Here is a 17,758-nt window from a genome sequence, read left to right as displayed (position 1 = left end):
GGGTGGGGGTCTCTGAGCTGGTGGGGGGAGTGGGAGTCGAGAAAGCGACTAACTTCTGTCACTCTTTTGCGCTCGGCTGGGCAAGGGTTACAGAGGCATGACGAGCATGTCAACGGATCGGAACACCCCTCCGCACACGAAGCCACCCCGTCCCGACCACCCGAACCACCCGGCCCACCAGCCCCTGCGGGGTCGCCGGCAGCCCCACCCCGCGCCGCCGGGCGCCTCCCCCGCCCCCGCCCCGCGCAGCGTTCCCCCGCTCCCGTCCCGGCCGGGTCCGACGCCCCGTCACCGTCAGCGCCCTCCCCTACACTCGCCGACCGTGACCACCCTCATGACCTACGCAGGCGCCGCCGCCCCCGACGCCCTCCAGACCCGCACCGGCGGCATCCCCCTCGCCCCGCCCGGCACCGCCTGGCCCCACTGCGCCACCTGCACCGGTCCCATGCAGTTCCTCGCCCACGTCCTCCTCGACGACCTCGGCCACCACGCCGGCCAGGGCGCCACCGGAGGCCGCGGCCTCCTCGCCCTCTTCATGTGCCAGAACGACCCGGGCATGTGCGCCGAATGGAACCCCACCTCGGGCGGCAACCAGGCGCTGATCTTCCCCACCACCGGCCTGCAGCCCATCCCCGTCCCCACCCTCGACACCGAGAACGAGGACGAGGACACCGTCCTCCTCGGCGAGGTCAGCGCCGTCACCTTCGAGCCCCCGACCCCCGCGGACTACGACCAGGCACACAAGGAATGGCGGACAACCCACACCAGCCGCTCCCCCATGGAGATCCTCGGCCAACTCGGCGGCCACCCCACCTGGCTCCAGTACGACGAAACCCCCGCCTGCCCGACCTGCACCGAGGCGATGACCCTGGTCACCCAGCTCGAAGAAGGTTGCACCCACACCACCGGCATGAACTTCGGCGGCCGCGGCAAGGCCTACGCCTTCGCCTGCGAGCCCTGCGCCCGAGCCCGCTTCCTCTGGCAGTGCTGACCGCCGCACTGCCGGCAGGACATGGCGTGCCCCAAGGTGCAGGGCCCGAGGAGGCCTCCGGAGGAGAACTGCCGCCGGCTCCGTGAGGGCAAGCATTCGGACATGGATGACGAGCTGGTGCGATGGGCCGTCCAGACGGCTGAGGCCGAGCTCAGCGGCTTCCTGCCGCAACGGTGGGCACATTCGCGAGGTGTGGCGGCACGTGCAGGAGGCCTCGCGAGCGTGCTCGGCGATGATGCCGGCCTACTTCGCGCGGCAGCCGTGCTGCACGACATCGGATACGCGCCCCGGCTGGTGACTACCGGATTCCACCCGCTCGACGGCGCCCGGTTACTCCGTGACGTCCATGGCGCGGACCACCGGCTGACACGGTTGGTGGCGAACCACTCGTTCGCACTGCTGGAGGCGGAGGAGCGCGGGCTTCGTGGTGCGCTGGAGGCAGAGTTCCCGCCGCTGGAGGACCAGCGACTGGTGGACGCGCTGGTCTTCTGCGACATGACGACGACACCCGGCGGGGCCAGCACGACTGCCGCGGAACGGGTGGCGGAGATCGTCAGCCGCCACGGGGCGGACAGCGTGGTGGGGCGGTTCATCCGCCGGTCGACACCGGAGGTCTTGGCGGCGGTGGCGCGAGTGGAGGCGACGCCGGCTACTCAGCCGAGGTAGGGGTAGGTGCCAGCGAGGTAGTCGCCGATCTGCTGACGCATGCCGGGGTGGATGTCGTACTGGTCGAGGTCCACGGACAGGACCCAGCGGACGCCGTCGGCCTCGTCGTTGATGGTGGGCTCGCCACCCACGGGACGGCCGATGTAGGCGTTCTCGTACTGCTGGCGGATCTCGCCGTCGGTGTAGGCGACGATGTGGTTCGGATTGGTGTAGACGCCCAGGAAGCCGGTCACCACCGCGACGACGCCCGTCTCCTCCAGGCCGGTGTCGCGACGGCGTTGGAGCAAGATGGCGCTGTCGTCGTCAACCACGAGCAGGTTGCTGGCGAAGACAAGGGTGTCGGCCTTCGGGGCGTCGGGGTCGTTGAGGTACTCAGTCCTGCCCGTGCGTGCTGTTCCCCTCAGGTTCGGGGTCCAGGGCCTTGCGTTGACCCAGACGGCTTCGAAGCTCCGAGCGTAGTTGTCGAACCAGTCCGTGGAGTTGATTCGCTTGAGGTGTAACAGAGGGTTCGCACTCGCGGGCTGACCCCACACGTGGGGATTGACCAGGAGTTCACCGTCGTACCGGAACAGCGAGTTGTGGAGCGTGGTGTCGTGGAGGCGCACTTCGCAGCCGACCTCGGCCGACAGGCTCCGGTAGTAGGTGAGCGAGGCGCGGATCTTCGCGGCGCGGCTGTCGCCGATGCCCTCCTCGCGACCCCGGACGGCGGCGGCCCGGCCCATCGGATCTCCGAAGCGGAGACGTACGCGAACGCCGGCCGCGGCCCGTTCTGCGAGCATTCCGGCGACATGCGGATTGGTCTGGGCGAAGAACGTCCCGGAGAGCACGAGCACGTCGATCTGCGTTTCGGCCTCCTGCAGCAGCGACAGCCACATCTCCCTGGGCACACTCGCCCGGTTGGCGTAAGAAGTCATCTCATTTGGGCTTATGGGCTGTTCACGTGACGATCGTGGAGCGCCTGGTGCCGGACGAGTTGCGGGAGTTGTTCCAGCGGGTGGTGCCGCCGGCGCCGACCCGGCCGCAGGGCGGTGGCCGTCGGCGGCACGGGGACCGTGAGGTGCTGACCGCGATCGTGTTCGTGGCGCCCTCGGGGATGGCGTCCCGCCGAGTGGTGTAGCAGCGATCTTGGAGTAGGCCATGGTCAGCGACTCGACAGCCGCTGTCCGGCCCTTGCGAGCCCTTGATCGACGGGACGTTCCCCCCCGCCGCCACCTGCGCCGAGAACGGCAGCGGGTCGCCCCGCGAGCCCCGGTCCAGGAACCTCGCTCCGCCGGAACGTCAGCACACGGAGGTTCCACCACCACGCGGGACACGACCTCGAAGCCGCCCTCCCGGTCGCGGAACACCTCGATCTCGACCGGATCGTCTGGTGGCACCTCGCCACCGTCGAACTCACACCACCCTCGTCCACCGGCAGCGACCGCCAGCTGACGCGCCAATGGGCCAACCATCCTCGGCAACCGACTGCCAAAGCCCAGCAGGTCTCCGGGCGATGGATCGGCGGCCGGGCCCGGAACCGCGAATTCGCATCCGACCGGGAATTCACACATTCCCGCAAGGGGGCAATGTGCAGGCCGCATCAGCCCGGGACTGACAGGTTGCCAACCACTCGGCCGAGCCAACATCGGTACGCCTGACGCCCCTTGACAGTGCTTCACAGCCGAGACGATGATCACTCCGCCAACCATCGATGACGAACGGGGTTGACGGGGGAATCGCGCCTGAGCCGCATTGCCTCGAATTCGCCGGGGGAAGGTGGGTCCATGCTGATCCGTCCGATGACCGAGCACGAACTGACCGACGCATACGGCATCCGCTACCAGCAGCTCTACCCGCACGGCGGGGAGGACTTGGCCCCCTGGGGGTTCGGCAGGGCCGTGGTCGAGCCCGGCGGGGCGACCGAGCCGCACCAGCACGAGGAGAACGAGGTCTTCGTCTTCCTTGAGGGCAGCGGCGAGATCACCATCGGCGAGGAGCGCGCGCCCGTCCACCCCGACCTGTCCGTGTTCATCCCCGGCGGCAGCCGCCACCAGGTGACGAACGCCAGCAGCGACCAGCGGCTGGTCTTCCTCTCCATCTACTGGCCGGAGAGCCACGGACCCGTCAGCCTCTGAGGAGCCCACCCGCGATGCCCGTGTTCAGCATAGTCACCGCCGCACCGCCGACCCCGAACGGCGACCTCCACCTGGGGCACCTGGCCGGCCCGTACTCCGGCGCCGACGTCTACACCCGCGCCTGCCACCTGCGCGCCGAGGGCGCCCTGTACGCGACCGGCTCGGACGTCCACCAGAGCTACGTGCCGGCCAAAGCCCGCACCCTGGGCCACGAACCCCTGGCGATGGCCCAGGACTTCGCCGACGAGATCGCCGCCATCTTCGACTCGATCGGCTTCGCTGTCGACTCCTACGTCCGCCCCCAGCACTCGACGGGCCACCAGGAGGCCGTCCGCGACTTCGTGCTCGCGCTGGAGCGGCAGGGCCGGCTGGAGCGCCGCACCGAGGACTGCCTCTACTGCGAGGGCTGCGAGCGCTACCTCTTCGAGGCGTACGTCCGGGGCGGCTGCCCGCACTGCGGTGTGGCCACCGACGGCAGCTCCTGCGAGGTCTGCGCCTGGCCCAACGTCTGCACCGACCTGGCCGACCCCCGCTGCACCAGCTGCGACCGGGCCCCCGTGCTGCGCTCCTACCAGCGCCTGGTCTTCCCGCTCAGCCGGTACACCGAGCGGCTCGCCGAGTACCACCGCCGGACGGTGATGAGCCCGCGGCTCCGCGCCTTCTGCCTGGAGCTGACCGCGGCCGGGCTGCCGGACATCCCGCTCAGTCACCCCACCGGCTGGGGTCTGCCGGTGCCGGTAGCGGGCTTCGAGGACCAGCGGGTCTACGTCTGGGCCGAGATGGCGCCAGGCTACCTCAACGCGGTGGCCGAGGCGCTCAGCCGCCGGGGCGACGCCACCGACCCCCGGCAGGTGTGGGACAGCGCCGAGGTCGTGCAGTTCTTCGGCTTCGACAACAGCTACTTCCACGCCGCGCTGATCCCCGCCCTGCTGATGGCCTGCGACGAGGCGTTGCGGCTGCCGGACGCGCTGCTGACCAACGAGTTCTACGAGCTCGACGCGGCGAAGTTCTCCACCAGCCGCCGGCACGCGATCTGGGCCACCGACCTGCTGGCCCACGTGCCCGCCGACACCGTGCGCTTCGTGCTGGCCCTGGACCGGCCCGAGGACGAGCGGACCAACTTCACCTGGCAGCGCTTCCACGCTCTGGCGGACGGCGAGTTGGCCGGGCGCTGGCAGCCCTGGCTGGCCTCGGTGCTCGACCGCCTGGCGGCCGGCGCCGCCACCGAGCTCACCGGCCTGACCGACGGGCACCGCACGCAGCTGGCCGAGCTGGCCCGCCTCGCCGCCCGCGGCCACGGCGCGTACCTGGCCGGGAGCTTCTCGCCGCGCACCGCCGCCCAGGCGCTCTGCGACCTGGTCCGCAGCACCGCCGGGTTCGCGGCCGGGCACCCCGAGGACGCCGCGACGCTTGCGGTGGAGGCGACGGCCGCGCAGCTGCTCGCCCAGCTCGCCTACCCCGTCATGCCGGAGTTCGCCGAGCGGCTCTGGCGGGCGCTGGGCCACACCGGGCCGGTCCGCTGGACGGGCGTCGGCCCGCTCGCGGCCGAGGGCGCGGCGGAGGCGGGGATCACCTTCTTCGGCCCCCAGCCCGCCGATCTGGAGGCCAAGGTGATGGACCGGTGAGCGGCCGGCTCCGTTGAGCACCGCGCTCGTCGTCGGGGCGGGGGTGGTCGGCCTCTCGGTCGCCCGTGAACTCGCCCTCCGAGGGCACCGGGTGACCGTTGCCGACCCCAACCAGCCCGGCGAGCAGGGACCTTCGGCGGCCGAGTCCCGCATCCTGCGCTGCGCCTACGGGGCGCGGAGCCGGTACGCGGAGCTCACCTGGCGGTCGCTGGGCCGCTGGCGGGAGTTGGAGCGCGAGAGCGGGCAGCAGTTGCTGGTCCCGTCCGGGGTGCTCAGCTTCGCCTCGCGGGGGACGGCCACCGGCTGGGAGGAACGGTCGCTGGCCGCGCTGCGTGGCCTCGGCGTCCCGGCTGAGCGGCTGTCGCCCAGGGAAGTGGCCCGGCGCTTCCCCGCCGTGGGCACCGAGGGACTGGAGTTCGCGCTGTACGAGCCAGAGGCGGGCGTGCTGCGCGCCCGCCGGGCCGTCCGGGCGCTGGCCGCCTCCTGCCGGGCGCACGGCTGCGCGTTCGTGCGCGGCGAGGCCCGGCCGGCCGGGGCGGGGGTGCTGGTGGACGGCGCCGAGCACCGGGCCGACCTGGTGGTCTGGGCGGTCGGCGCCGCCCTGCCCGGGCTCTTCCCTGAGCTGGCCTGCGGGCGGCCGGCGGGCCAGGTGAGCTACTACCTGGACTCGCCCGCGCTGCCCTGCGGGCCCGGGGCACCGGCCTGGCTCGACCTGGGCCGCGCCATGTACGGCATAGGGGCGTTGAGCAGCGCCGGGGTCAAGGTCGTCCCCGACGTCGAGGCGCCGCCCGGTGTGTTGCCCGCCTCGCCGCCCGAACTGCCGCAGCCCGCCCGGGCCTACCTGCAGCGACGGTTCCCGGCGCTGGCCGGGGCGCCGGTGCTCGCCGCCGAGACCTGTACCTACACGACCACCGAGGACGAGGAGTTCGTCCTGGGGCGGCACCCGGCCGCCCCGACCGTCTGGCTGGTAGGGGGCGACTCCGGCCACGGCTTCAAGAACGCGCCCGCATGGGGGAGTTACGTATGCGACGTACTGGAGGGCACGACCTCGCCGCACCCGCGGTGGCGGCTGCGCCCGGCGACGACCCGCTGACGGCGGCCCTGGACCGGCTCGTCCCGGGTGCTCCGGAGCGCAGCTTCGGCGCCGACATCGACGAGGCCCACACCGTGCTGCTGTCGGCGACGGCCTCCAAGGAGGAGAAGGAGGCAGAGCTGCGCCGATGGTTCGGCAGCCACCAGCCGTGCGTCTTCGCCAAGGTGGCCGCCCGGCCGGACGCGGACCCGGCGCTCGACATCTGCTGGGTGGACGAGGAGGATCTGGCACTCGGCGCCGACCATGTCGAGAAGCTGCTCCAACAGGCCCGCGAGCGCTGGAAGTCGCGCGCCGTGGCGGGCCGCACCAGCAGTCTGCAGGTGATGTTCAACAGCGCCCGGCTGGCCCACGCCCGGCCGGGGCCGGAGCTGGTGGAGGTGTTCCGACTGCTGGTCGGGCTGCACCTGCCGGAGTGGGCGCCGATCGCAGCCGACACCATCTGCTTGGACGGCGTGCCGCTGCGCCGTCCCGACGGGCGCCTGGAGCTGTTCGCGGCCAGCATGACGGTGTTCTTCACCGGTGCCCACCTCACCCGGGCGCACGACCACCGGGTGCCGGGCGGCATGCTGCTCAACATCAACGCCGTGGGCCACCACACCCAGGTCGCGCACGATGCCGGCCGGTTCCGAACCCACGCCGAAGCCGTCCGCAACTCCCATGGCACGGCGCTGCGTTCGGTCGGCAACGGCGGCATCGGGCACCCGACCGGTCACAGCAGCACCTGGCACCTGGGCGGCGACTGCCCGGCCGGTTACGGTCTGCGCCGACCACCCCGGCCGGGCCACCTGCCATCCGACGCCGACCCCGAGCGGTACGGCTCGCTCTACCACATCGACGTCACCGTCTCCTCGTACTACGCAGACCCGACACCCTACCCGCCACCCGCCACCGGGCCGGCCCCGGGCGAGTGGACCATGATGCTCGACTACTTCACCGCCGAGGAGAATCCGGCTTACCACAACGCCGCCCTGATGGCCGGTCTACCCATCGGGCCGGAGCAGCTGCACGACGCACCCTGGCGGCCGGAGCCCCGGCCGAACAGCCGGCGGGAGTTCTGATGACCGGGCTGATGGACCTGCGCCCGGGTGACACCCTGCCGGGCGGGCTGAGCGTCCGGGGCGCCGTCCAGGTCGGCAGCGCCACCCAGCGCTGGGCGGAGTACCTGCTGACCGGCGAGGCCGCCGGGACCGGCACGACACTCTGGCTGGCGGTCGAGGCCTTGCCGGACGGCACCGAACGCAGCTCGTACTGGCACCGCACCACCGCCGAGGCGGCCGGCTTCGACCCCGATCTCCCCACCCTGGACGGCCAGTTGCTCGCCGTGGTCGAGCGCGGCCACGGCGACTACCGGGCAGTCGGCGAGTTCGGCGGCCTGCCCGGCCTGCGCGCCGGCACCGGCCGGCTGCACTACGTCGACTACACCGGCCCCGGGCTCCGGGCCAGCCTGGAGTACTTCGGCCCGGCGGGCCACGACGCCCCCGGCTCCCCCGGCCTCCTCGGCGTCGAGGCCCGGCCGCCCGCCTGAACCTCCCTCGTACCACAGAACGGACCAGATACCCGTGACCGACCGTCCCACCGAGTGGTGGAGCACCTTCTTCACCGACGTCTACACCGGCTCCGACCTGGAGCTGCGCGACGCGGCCACCGCCGAGGCGATGGTGCGCTGCGTCACCAGCGCGCTCGACCTGAAACCCGGCGCCACCCTGCTCGACCTGGCCTGCGGCACCGGCCGCCACAGCGTGCCGCTCGGCGCGGCGGGTTTCCGGGTCACCGGCGTGGACCTGATGGAGCCGTACCTCGCACAGGGCCGCGAGCGGGCCGAGCGCGCCGGGCAACGGGTCTCCTTCGTGCGGGCCGACATGCGCGACCTGAGCGCCCTCCCCGAGGGCTCCTTCGACGCCGTGGTGAGCCTGCACACCAGCTTCGGCTTCTTCCACACCGAGGAGGAGAACCTCGCCGTCCTGCGCGAGGTCCGCGACCGCCTTTCCCCGGGCGGGCGGCTCCTGATCGACGTGATGAACCGGGACTGGTTCCTCACCCAGAGCGGCGAGTCCTTCGGCACCGCGCCGGAGGAGTTCGTGGTCCGCAACTTCGACTCCAGCACCGGGACGACGTACCTGTACGAGGAGCGGTTCGACGCGCTGACCAGCCGGATCGCCTGGAACATCCAGGCTTTCGACCCCGCCTCGGGCACCGTCCGGCGCACTGTCACCGCCGACTACCGCGTCTACAGCGCCCACGAGCTCACCGCCCTGCTCACCCGAGCAGGCCTGACCCCGGACGGGCTGCACGGGGACTACGACCTCAGCCCGTTCCACATCCACTCACCGCACCTGATCTGCACGGCCACCCGCCCGGCCGGAGAGGAGTGACCCCATGCCCCGCACCTTCCAGGAGACCGCCCTCCACCGCATGATCCACGCCCAGGCGGAGGCCGTCGACCGCCTGGCCGAGGCCGACCTCGCGCAGGCCGCCGAGCGGCTGGCCGGCGCCCGCCGGGTGCTGCTGCTCGGCACCGGCACCAGCCAGCACGCCGCCGAGCTCGGCGCCATGATGCTCGGTCACGCCGGGGTGGACGCCCGCTGGTCCTCCGCCGCCCAGTTCGCCCGATGGGGCGCGCCGCTGCGCTCCGGCGACGCCGTCGTGGTGATCACCCACACGGCCGAGACGGCCTTCGCGCTGCGCTGCCGCGAGCAGGCGCTCGCGGCAGGCGTGCCCACGGTCTCGATCACCGGCGTCGGCACCGGCGACTGGCCGGAGGCGGTCGAGACAGTGGCCAAGGAGCAGTCCGAGACCTACACCGTCAGCTACACCGCCGCCCTCACCGTGCTCGCCGGGCTCGCCCACCGCCTGGGCGCCGAGAGTTACGGCCCCGAGCAGCTGCACCGCGCTGCCGAGGCGATCCGCGAGGCCGGCCAGGACCCGGGCCTGGATGCCGTCGCCCTGCCCGCCCGGGCGCTGGCCGTGATCGGCGCCGGGCCCTGGGGCGTCACCGCCCGGGAGGGCGCGCTGAAGGTCCGCGAGGCCGCCCGCATCCTCGCCGAGGGCTACGAGTCGGAGCTCTACCTGCACGGCTCGGCCGTGCCGTTCGGTGCCGCCGACGGCCTGCTGCTGTTGGAGCCCGGGGCCGACCAGGACGGCCTGACCGCCGCCCTCGGCGCGGCCGCCGCCGCGGAGGGCATCACCGTCGGCACCCTCTCCGCCACCGGCGCGGCCGCCGAACTGCCCCCGGTGCTGGCCCAGCTCCCGCTGACCGTCCGGCTCCAGCTGCTGGCCGGCCACTGGGCCGAACTGCGCCACCAGAACCCGGACGTGGCGATCGTCGGCGCCTGGGCCAAGACCGAGCTGTGGGGCATCGGCGCGCCGTGACCCACCGGTGTTTCCGGGCCCGGCCCGGGGACACCCCGCTGAGGAGAAGACGTCGGCCATCCGCTGCTCGAACCACTCCTGCGGCGTGGCCGCGCCCTTGATCCGCTCGGCGGTGCGCTCGTTGCTGAACGGGAACAACGGGCTGATCGGCGCGTCAGGGTTCCCCGGGACGGCCGGATCACGACCGCGGTCCTGCGGGACGCCACTCACTGGGACGAGGTGGTGATGGAGCTGGGCTTGGAGCACCTACGGCGCCCCGACCTCCGCCATACCGGGCTCACGTGGATGGCGGACGCGGGCGTGCCACTGCACGTCCTGCGGAAGATCGCTGGTCACGGATCGCTGACGACCACCCAGCGGTATCTACACCCGGACCGCCGCTCGATCGAGCTGGCCGGCGAGGCGCTGAGCGCCCACCTCAGCGGGCCGCGGCAGGCCCCCGGTCCCGCCGTGGTCCCGCAGGACCCTTCCGGTCGGCGTCTGCGGCTTGTTCGCTGACCCGACCACAGAAACGGCAAAAGCCCCGCTGGCCTGGACTTCTGTCCAGTCAGCGGGGCTCCGACATCACTGTCGGGACGACAGGATTTGAACCTGCGACCCCTTGACCCCCAGGCGCATCAGCGCGGCACCAGCTCGGCCACTCGGCATGGTGAACCGATCCACATGCTCGTCGCCCGCGGCGCTTCGTCCCAGCCGATGCGTCGCTGTTCTGGCCTGTTGATGTCAGCTGCGGATGTCAGCCACGGCAAGGTACTGGGACTGCAAATGCCATTGGAGCCACGCACCGATCAGGGCAGAGACACACCAACTTGGTTGGCGCCCATGGACCTTATGCTCATGGCAGGTACCAGCATGAGGAGAGACGTGGGGATCCGAGACCTGACGGATGTAGATGCGGTCCTGAGCGCGCTCAGGGAGTTCGACGATGTAGGGCAGAAGAGCTTCCTCGAGACCCACGGCTTCAGGTCCTCCACCCGCTACTACCTCCAACACGCCGACTGCCTCTACGACCCCAAGGCGATCGCGGGAGTTGCCCACGGCTACCAACACGGGAAGTCCCTGGCCTACAACGACTTCCACGGCGGAGAGGCGAGCACCAACGCCGTCCTGCGGCGTCTCGGCTTCACCGTCCTGTCCGGCATACCCTCCACCATCGAGGAGGAGCGGGCCTGGCGCTTCACCATCTGGAAGAACCTCTGCGCCCGGCAGAACGCCGACGGGCTGCTCTCCCCCGGCGACCTGCGCGCAGTGAACGCCTACGGCAGCCAACAGGGCATCTGGGTCGACAAGGCCCGCACCGAGAAGCTGAGCCCCGTCGGCCTGGCCGTGGGACTCAAGCACACGGGCGTCGACTACCCCGACGAGGTGGACGACGAAGGGGCGCTCTACCACTACCCCGAGACCAAGCGGGCCGGCCAGGACATCGCCGAGATCGACGCCACCAAGGAGACGGCCGCCCACCAGCTGCCCGTCTTCCTCATCTCGGAGCACGGTCCACTGCGCTCGGTACGGCTCGGTTGGGTCGCAGGTTGGGAGGACGAGAGCAAGCTCTTCTTCATCACGTTCGGCGAGCGAGCACCGGAGCAGATCCTCGACAAGGACCACTCAGAGGACCACGCCTTCCAGTTAGAGGGCAGCCGGCGCCGTCAACGCACGGGAACCGTCGTTAGCCGGCCCGACCAGGCCCGCTTCAAAATCGAGGTCTTCCAGCGGTACGGTCCCCGATGCCCGCTGTCCGGTGTTGCGGTCCCCCAAATGATCGAAGCCGCCCATCTCCGGCCCGACGCCGAGAACGGCAGCTCCGACCCCCGCAACGGCCTCCCCATGAACGCAGCCCTCCACCGCGCGTTCGACGCCCACCTCTTCGCCGTCCACCCGACCACCCTCCACGTGATGGTCCGCCCTCAGGGCCCGACGCTGGAGGAGCTCGGAATCACCACTCCCCGACTGGCACTGCCCAAGCTCCCGCACGAGAGCGCGCTGGAATGGCGCTACACAAAGTGGCTCGAGAAGAACAAGATCGATCCCGCGGATGTTGTACCGCCCGGCGGCCACTGACTCCCGCCTCCACGCCCTGAGGACACCTCGCGTTCGCCGACGCGCCCAGCCGTGCACCCCTCGATCCCCCCGCGCGCCCTTGTGATACCGAACCGGTCGTCTGATCTTCGAAGCGACAGGTCTTGGCACTGGAAGCGCGGGGGGACCGATGGCAGCAGAGGGTCGAGTGACGCCGTGGGCTGAGGAAGCGTTCGGGGCGCTCGCCCCCCGGCTCATGGACCTGGTGCCAGAGTGCCTGGCTCGTGCTCACGCGCGAGCACGAGACGCCCACGAGGGCGCTCAAACGCAAACCCTCGAAGCGTACGGGCACGGGCTCTACGCGGCACAGTTTGAGCAGCTGGCCATGGGACTTGCCGACCTACCTGGTGCGGATGCCGTCCGGCTCCAGGCCCGCACCGTCATGGTGGTAGCCGGGCACGTCCTCTACCCGATCCGGTACGCAAAGAGAGACACGCCGGTGAGCACCGCGAAGCTCCGACGGACATCCGGTCTTCGTGCCGACCTGATCCGCCGTCATGGGCCCGACCCGCGGCAAGGCGAACTCGACCTCGGACCAGCCTTCGAAGCGCCCGAGGACGAAGTTCACGGCGATCTCTCCAAGCTGTCCCCAGACACGAAGCTCATCCTGGTCGCCTACGCATGCGCGTACCACAGCGGCATCGTTCGACTGGAGTGGGGATCGGCAGAACTGCAACAACGAGACCGATCCTTGGTGTGGCACCACCACGAGCCACTCCCAATACCCCGAGGCCCTGGACAGCTGGCAGGCTGAGTTCACCGCCGTTTGCACTTCACCTCTTGACCCCAAGATCGCGGAATCAACCGCTTTCCGCAGGTCAACCACTGATTACCGGACAAGTGCGCGTTCCGCCGAGCTGGCACAGTTCGACTCCACCCACACCGTGCGGTCCTGATCTGGTCTTCAGCGGTTCCCGCTGTGCGGCGCCGGCAAGCCCGCTGCCAAGTGCCACCTCACCAGGCAAGATCGGTAGGGACGATCAATGACAGGCAGAAGACCCACTTACCGCCCTGGCTTGACACTGAACAATCATCCAGGTTCGCCAAATACCTTCAAATCGAACCCATATTCGGATTTGTCGCAGTGTCAGTCTCGCCAGCTACAGTCCCACCTGCAGATGACCGCACGTGACGGCACTAGTGACCCTACGCAGGACACATGGGATCATCACGTGTGATCGGCCGACAGCGCCACGGGGAGGGTACGTGCGGTTCAGTGAAACGTTCGGCATCGTTCGCACAGATGAGGACGACTGGTTCGACCCTTTGCTCCTTGCAGATACCAACCTCTGCATTGACCCCTTCCTTATTTATGACGATGGGGAAGAGTTCTGGGCACACGCCCACGATGACATGATCGACTTCTTTGCCATGGTGCTGGCCCTAGTGAAGGCCGCGAAGGGCAATGAGAGGTCCTCGTCATGGGGAAAAGCCAAGTCACTCCTCCTGTTTCCCGAACCGGACGAATTCTGCTTGGGAGTGACCGAAGGGAGCCCACGGGGCTCCGGCGCGGGCAAGGGACTCCAAGTTCCCATGCTAGCGAGCGCAAAGGTTGCAGTGAATTACGATATCGAATCGGTCGGCCACATCGAGGAGCTTGTGCTCTTCCAGGAAGGCATGGGCCTCGATCGCATCAGCGACATGGTCTGCAACATTCTGAAATCTTACTTCATTAGGTACACTCAGAAAGTAGCAGCTCGCCACTCAGTCCCAATGGAGAAGGTTCGAGTACGCCATTCTTCATGGGATAACTCAACGTCACGATGGCGCGACGCAATTGTCGACTTGCCGCGCAACCCCTACACGGGGTCCGGCGTCCTACTTTCACCTGCGCGGTTTCTTCGTGAGCTCCTCACGGTTGGCGCCGACGAGTTTTGGGACTGGGCATGGCGGGAAGATCCGGAGACCCTGCGCGCCAACTTCAACTACGACCTGGCAACGAAGGTGTCGGCCGCCCTCAAGGCCCAGATGGCGCGCCAGAATCCCAAGCTGGTCAAGGACTTCATGCGCGTATGTGAGTCGCGCGAGAAGACACCCTACGATATCGAGAATGACCCGCTCCTGAGAACCAGCACCTACGAGCTCGGCACTTCGCTTGCGCGGGAAAATCCACTTTCTTTTACGCCAACTCAACCTGATGAATTCCAGCGCTTCATCGAAGCGCTGGTCGAGGCATACGGCCACGGCATTGAGAACTCCGATGGATGGCGACTACTATGGGATAAGGAGAAGTTCCGCCCCGAAAGCGCGTGCCAGTCACTCTTCAGGTTTACCGCCGCCCAGTATTGCCGGGCGCATCAGATTGATCTGACTTCAGAGTCCAACGCTGGGCGCGGACCTGTCGACTTCAAGTTCGTCCAGAACTGGTCCTCTCGCGCCCTGATAGAAATGAAGCTGGCAAACAATTCAGGGTTTTGGCACGGCTTGACCAAGCAAACCGTCCAGTACCTCAAGTCCGAGGAGATTAGGCACGCACTATTTGTGTGCATCGGATTCGAGAACAAGCATTTCGACCCGAAGTTCATGGGTGAAGTTCGACTGCTTGCGGACGAAACATCAAAGAAGTACAATGTCGAGATCAAGCCAATCTTTATCGACGCGCGACCGAAGCTATCGGCATCCAAGTTGCGATGATTATCCGTGAACGTCTAACCACCACCCAGTAGGGCGATTTAGCCTGAATTCGCACGGAATCGAATCGCGCTTGTCCCGTGGGCACGCGAGGTGCGGCCTGGCTGAACCATCGGATGGTTCAGCCAGGCCGTGGAGCCGGACGGGACGAGCGACCTGACCGGGAGTAAGTCGCAGGTCTGGAAAACTGGCCACGCCGAACTACATTCCGTCAGACCGCGTTTGAGATCTCACGGGCTGGTGCGTTGGGACAAGTGTTGTCGGCTCGCGATTCCTGGCAGGAAGCCTCCCAGCCCGGCACCGGATCAGCGGGCGACGTCCCCGAATCGTGACCGAGCCCCCAGCCGCCCGGCGACAGGAACCACGAACGAGTGCATCAGGCCGCGTCGCACCGGACCACCCGGCAGAAGCGCGCCACGATGGCCTCCATGCCCAAGAAGCCGCTCAACCCAGGCGAGCACCAAGAACTCGGCGCCGTCCTCGCCGGCATCCGCAACGAGCTCCTCGCCCGTGGCGTCCAGGTAGCGAGCGCCTACGCCCGCACAGGACCCAACGGTGCCGCCGCCCGCAGGCTCACTGCCGCGGTCAACGCCCTCGATGACGCGCGCGCCGAACTGGATCGTCAGTTCTTCCGTGAGTTCCCCGAAACCGCTACACCCCAGACCTACTACCCGGGCCACGATGCTGCTGCCGTCGTCCTCCGAGGGGACCTCCAGCGCGCCATCATGGCCAGCCCCGAGGCCTGACCGGCGTCCCTGCTTGCACGTGATCGGCTGATCGTGCAACGCTGTTGCCGGCATGACACATGCGCCAACTTCCAGAAGGGCCCGGCCAAACGGTCGGGTCCTTCGCCGTTCCCGAGGAGGCCGCGATGGATGAACTGATGACCGGGCCCGAGGCGGTTGAGCTCTGCAGCGTCAGCCTGATCACCATCCGTTCCTGTCACCGGCCCGGGATCATCGCGCCCGATGGCCTCGACGAGCGCGGCCGACCGCACTACCGCCAGCCCACCATCCCCCCGCCGAGAAGCGCACCCGGGCCCGCACCGGCCGCGTCGTCGGGCGGCAGGCCGCCTGAGATTCAGCGAGTCTCGAGATTCTCACTGTCCCGGACGATCGGACGCCAACAACACCTGTGCGGACGGGCACGGGAACGGAACCCGGCATGTCGGACACTGCGACTGATGATCCCTCGGATGAATCATCGAGAGGTCATGCCGAAGCGCTGCAGCAGCCGCTGGCCACTTCCGAGGATTGATCGCCAGAAGGGCCACCGACACCATGAGGCCTGCGGCGCCGACGATTCCGCCAGCCACGCTCAGCGGCAGCCCCTGTCCCCAACAGAGCTGCTGAAGATCCCGATCGAGCTTGTCAGTCCCGTACGACGTCGGATCTGAAATTGCCGCCGCAATTGCCGGACCACACGTTCCGGTGGTCCCCAAGACACTGACCGTCACCGGCAGCATCCACAGCACACCCATCACCGCCAAGGCGACGATCGCGGTTATGGCGGCAGCAAGCTTGCGCACAACGGGCTCCTGATCTCACGGGCAACCGCGGCATCCTCCCGCCACCCACAACCCCCATGCAAGGCCCACCACAGACCAGCGACCCGCCGTCGCCCCCCGCGGCGGCCCGCTCCTACTTCGCGGGCGCGTCACCATCCATCGAGGCGGCTGCCGGCTGACCAGCCGAGCTGAGGCCAACAGCGACTGCCAGCAGGCCGATGCCGAGGATCACGAATCCCGCAGATCCACGGGCGGGCGCCTACCCCGGCGCCAACCTCCCCTTGGCGCATCAGCGATGCGCTGGAAGGCAGTCGGCGCCGCCAGCGCACCGGCTCTCTACATGGCCGTGATGGTAATCGCCACGGCAGGGTGCCTGCTGGGCACCCACAGTTGCCCAACCACCGATGAGAGTCCCGGCAGCCGCTGACCGTAGACGCGGGGCATCGGATGACTGTAGGGAGCTGCTTCCTGGCCCGCCTGCGTTGGAACGCCCCGGTGCACACGGCCTCAGGAAGCCCCTTGCACCCCTGTCGCCCGCGCAGGTCGCGGATTCTCGGAACGAGCGTTGAGACGTGACTCGACCACAGGCACTCCGGGCTCGGCCTGCTTGAGGGCCGCGGCTGGCAGCTCAACCGATCACGCAAGTCGTGACATTACGGGACACATCGAGTCATGCACAGGGTCGCCTCAGTCGACAATTCGACCGCGAGATGGCTTAGTTGCCCGATAGTCTGCGTCGCATCGATCAGTCGCCGTCTCCCGCATTCGGGAGCTGACATGTGTCGCCGTAACCCCCACTGGGGTGCTGACACAAGAGGAGAAGTGTTGTCCGGCACGAACTACAGCTACGACATCCCGGACCACCCGATCAAGTACATCCAGGTGGACCCGCGATCTATCAAGTTCGACCCCCGCGCCCAGCGGAACCTCAATAAGTCGCGCGCGCAGGCCATCGCCGAGAAGTTGGTCCCCAGCGCGCTCGGGACGCCGATCCTCTCGCAGCGCAAGGACGGCCAGTACGCGGTTGACGGCATGCACCGCGTCTACGCCTGCCAGCTCATTCTGACTGGGAAGGTGACGGTCCCGGAGAGAGTCCGCGAAGCCATCCAGACCATCGCCTGCGAGGTCCACTTCGATCTGTCCATGGCCAATGAGGCATCCCTGTTCATCATCAAGAACAAGGAGTCCTCCAAGGTCGGCCCGACCGACGAGTTCAGGATCGGCGTGCTGGCCGGACACCCGCTCTTCCAAGACACCAACACCGTCCTGGAGAAGCACCAGCTCAAGGTCGGCAGCAGCACCGCCAACAGTGTGCGCGGGATCAAGGGGATCCTCGGCATCGTGATGGAGCATGGTCCCGACATCTTGGACCGGTCGCTCACCATCGCCGAGGACGCCTGGGGTCGCACTCCCGATACGTGGCACTCCGTCACGATCGGCGGTATCGCCACGGTGATGTCCAAGCACCCCGAGCTGAAGCCTGCCGAGTTGGCGCAGAAGCTCAAGCGTCAGGGCGATCCCACTGCCTTCAAGGCAAAGATCCAGACGATCGCCACCAACAACAACACCCAGGCCGACGGCACCAGGGGCCGCTTGAAGGCGGCTCACCTGGCAGTTGCCTCCGCCTGGAACGCGAACCGTCGCGTCAACCGCATTCCCGTCCCGAACATCTTCGAGTAACGGCTG

The 17,758-nt window shown here is 68.8% G+C and carries 17 protein-coding genes and 1 pseudogene; 15 read left to right on the top strand and 3 right to left on the bottom strand.

Going from position 1 to position 17,758, the window contains the following annotated elements; translation table 11 throughout:
* Positions 1-322 precede the first annotated feature (322 nt).
* Positions 323-991 carry a DUF1963 domain-containing protein gene (locus ABEB06_RS27870; RefSeq protein ID WP_345699639.1) on the top strand — a complete coding sequence of 223 codons (669 nt, stop codon included), beginning with the start codon at positions 323-325 and terminating at the stop codon, positions 989-991.
* A 102-nt stretch (positions 992-1,093) separates the two neighbouring features.
* On the top strand, positions 1,094-1,657 hold the full coding sequence (locus tag ABEB06_RS27865) for an HD domain-containing protein (RefSeq protein WP_345699638.1): 564 nt from the start codon (positions 1,094-1,096) through the stop codon (positions 1,655-1,657).
* On the opposite strand, the gene ABEB06_RS27860 is transcribed toward ABEB06_RS27865, so the two are convergent.
* Positions 1,645-2,061, bottom strand: coding sequence for an NUDIX hydrolase (locus ABEB06_RS27860; protein WP_345702012.1), 417 nt, complete (start codon positions 2,059-2,061; stop codon positions 1,645-1,647). The two genes, ABEB06_RS27865 and ABEB06_RS27860, sit on opposite strands and share 13 nt — an antisense overlap.
* Before the next feature lie 536 nt (positions 2,062-2,597).
* On the opposite strand from ABEB06_RS27860, the pseudogene ABEB06_RS27850 reads away from it, so the two are divergent.
* The 10 genes and pseudogenes from ABEB06_RS27850 to ABEB06_RS27805 form a co-directional block, all read left to right on the top strand.
* Positions 2,598-2,750 (top strand): annotated as a pseudogene (locus ABEB06_RS27850) (IS5/IS1182 family transposase); the annotation flags it as partial.
* Positions 2,751-3,420: 670 nt separating this feature from the next.
* Positions 3,421-3,771 carry a cupin domain-containing protein gene (locus ABEB06_RS27845; protein WP_345699637.1) on the top strand — a complete coding sequence of 117 codons (351 nt, stop codon included), beginning with the start codon at positions 3,421-3,423 and terminating at the stop codon, positions 3,769-3,771.
* 14 nt (positions 3,772-3,785) lie between these two features.
* A complete protein-coding gene (locus ABEB06_RS27840; RefSeq protein ID WP_345699636.1) occupies positions 3,786-5,396 on the top strand; it encodes a methionine--tRNA ligase in 1,611 nt (536 codons plus the stop codon).
* Between the two features lie 13 nt (positions 5,397-5,409).
* On the top strand, positions 5,410-6,489 hold the full coding sequence (locus ABEB06_RS27835; RefSeq protein ID WP_345699635.1) for an FAD-dependent oxidoreductase: 1,080 nt from the start codon (positions 5,410-5,412) through the stop codon (positions 6,487-6,489).
* Complete coding sequence (locus ABEB06_RS27830; protein WP_345699634.1) at positions 6,420-7,547, top strand: hypothetical protein; 1,128 nt, start codon at positions 6,420-6,422, stop codon at positions 7,545-7,547. Before ABEB06_RS27835 ends, ABEB06_RS27830 begins: the two co-directional genes overlap by 70 nt.
* Complete coding sequence (locus ABEB06_RS27825) at positions 7,547-8,014, top strand: DUF4178 domain-containing protein (protein WP_345699633.1); 468 nt, start codon at positions 7,547-7,549, stop codon at positions 8,012-8,014. The genes ABEB06_RS27830 and ABEB06_RS27825 overlap by 1 nt, the downstream gene beginning before the upstream one ends.
* Before the next feature lie 34 nt (positions 8,015-8,048).
* On the top strand, positions 8,049-8,861 hold the full coding sequence (locus tag ABEB06_RS27820; protein ID WP_345699632.1) for a class I SAM-dependent methyltransferase: 813 nt from the start codon (positions 8,049-8,051) through the stop codon (positions 8,859-8,861).
* Positions 8,862-8,865: 4 nt separating this feature from the next.
* Positions 8,866-9,858, top strand: coding sequence for an SIS domain-containing protein (locus ABEB06_RS27815; RefSeq protein ID WP_345699631.1), 993 nt, complete (start codon positions 8,866-8,868; stop codon positions 9,856-9,858).
* A gap of 219 nt (positions 9,859-10,077) precedes the next feature.
* A complete protein-coding gene (locus ABEB06_RS27810) occupies positions 10,078-10,356 on the top strand; it encodes a tyrosine-type recombinase/integrase (RefSeq protein WP_425559706.1) in 279 nt (92 codons plus the stop codon).
* 366 nt (positions 10,357-10,722) lie between these two features.
* Positions 10,723-11,916 (top strand): HNH endonuclease, encoded by a 1,194-nt coding sequence (locus tag ABEB06_RS27805; protein WP_345699630.1) that lies wholly within the window; start codon positions 10,723-10,725, stop codon positions 11,914-11,916.
* Between the two features lie 358 nt (positions 11,917-12,274).
* Here ABEB06_RS27805 and ABEB06_RS27800 read toward each other — a convergent pair whose 3' ends face one another.
* Positions 12,275-12,502 (bottom strand): hypothetical protein, encoded by a 228-nt coding sequence (locus ABEB06_RS27800; RefSeq protein WP_345699629.1) that lies wholly within the window; start codon positions 12,500-12,502, stop codon positions 12,275-12,277.
* 638 nt (positions 12,503-13,140) lie between these two features.
* Between ABEB06_RS27800 and ABEB06_RS27795 the strand changes: the two genes are divergently transcribed.
* Positions 13,141-14,568 carry a hypothetical protein gene (locus ABEB06_RS27795; protein ID WP_345699628.1) on the top strand — a complete coding sequence of 476 codons (1,428 nt, stop codon included), beginning with the start codon at positions 13,141-13,143 and terminating at the stop codon, positions 14,566-14,568.
* Positions 14,569-14,993: 425 nt separating this feature from the next.
* A complete protein-coding gene (locus ABEB06_RS27790; protein WP_345699627.1) occupies positions 14,994-15,311 on the top strand; it encodes a hypothetical protein in 318 nt (105 codons plus the stop codon).
* Positions 15,312-15,664: 353 nt separating this feature from the next.
* Here the strand turns inward: ABEB06_RS27790 and ABEB06_RS27785 are convergent, their stop codons facing one another.
* Complete coding sequence (locus tag ABEB06_RS27785) at positions 15,665-16,093, bottom strand: hypothetical protein (protein ID WP_345699626.1); 429 nt, start codon at positions 16,091-16,093, stop codon at positions 15,665-15,667.
* 804 nt (positions 16,094-16,897) lie between these two features.
* Here ABEB06_RS27785 and ABEB06_RS27780 point away from each other — a divergent pair.
* Positions 16,898-17,752: a DUF6551 family protein gene (locus tag ABEB06_RS27780; protein ID WP_345699625.1), complete on the top strand. Its 855-nt coding sequence runs from the start codon at positions 16,898-16,900 to the stop codon at positions 17,750-17,752.
* Positions 17,753-17,758 lie beyond the last annotated feature (6 nt).

Source organism: Kitasatospora terrestris, from assembly GCF_039542905.1.
Lineage (GTDB): Bacteria > Actinomycetota > Actinomycetes > Streptomycetales > Streptomycetaceae > Kitasatospora > Kitasatospora terrestris.
Note: the sequence above shows the minus strand (reverse complement) of the source record. Positions and strands in the feature narration are given on the sequence as shown.

Bases quoted from the DNA above. Each gene is read 5' to 3' on its own strand.
- ABEB06_RS27840 (WP_345699636.1), top strand. From the start codon at position 3,786: ATGCCCGTGTTCAGCATAGTCACCGCCGCACCGCCGACCCCGAACGGC.
- ABEB06_RS27815 (WP_345699631.1), top strand. From the start codon at position 8,866: ATGCCCCGCACCTTCCAGGAGACCGCCCTCCACCGCATGATCCACGCC.
- ABEB06_RS27825 (WP_345699633.1), top strand. From the start codon at position 7,547: ATGACCGGGCTGATGGACCTGCGCCCGGGTGACACCCTGCCGGGCGGG.
- ABEB06_RS27830 (WP_345699634.1), top strand. From the start codon at position 6,420: ATGCGACGTACTGGAGGGCACGACCTCGCCGCACCCGCGGTGGCGGCT.
- ABEB06_RS27845 (WP_345699637.1), top strand. From the start codon at position 3,421: ATGCTGATCCGTCCGATGACCGAGCACGAACTGACCGACGCATACGGC.
- ABEB06_RS27790 (WP_345699627.1), top strand. From the start codon at position 14,994: ATGCCCAAGAAGCCGCTCAACCCAGGCGAGCACCAAGAACTCGGCGCC.
- ABEB06_RS27865 (WP_345699638.1), top strand. From the start codon at position 1,094: ATGGATGACGAGCTGGTGCGATGGGCCGTCCAGACGGCTGAGGCCGAG.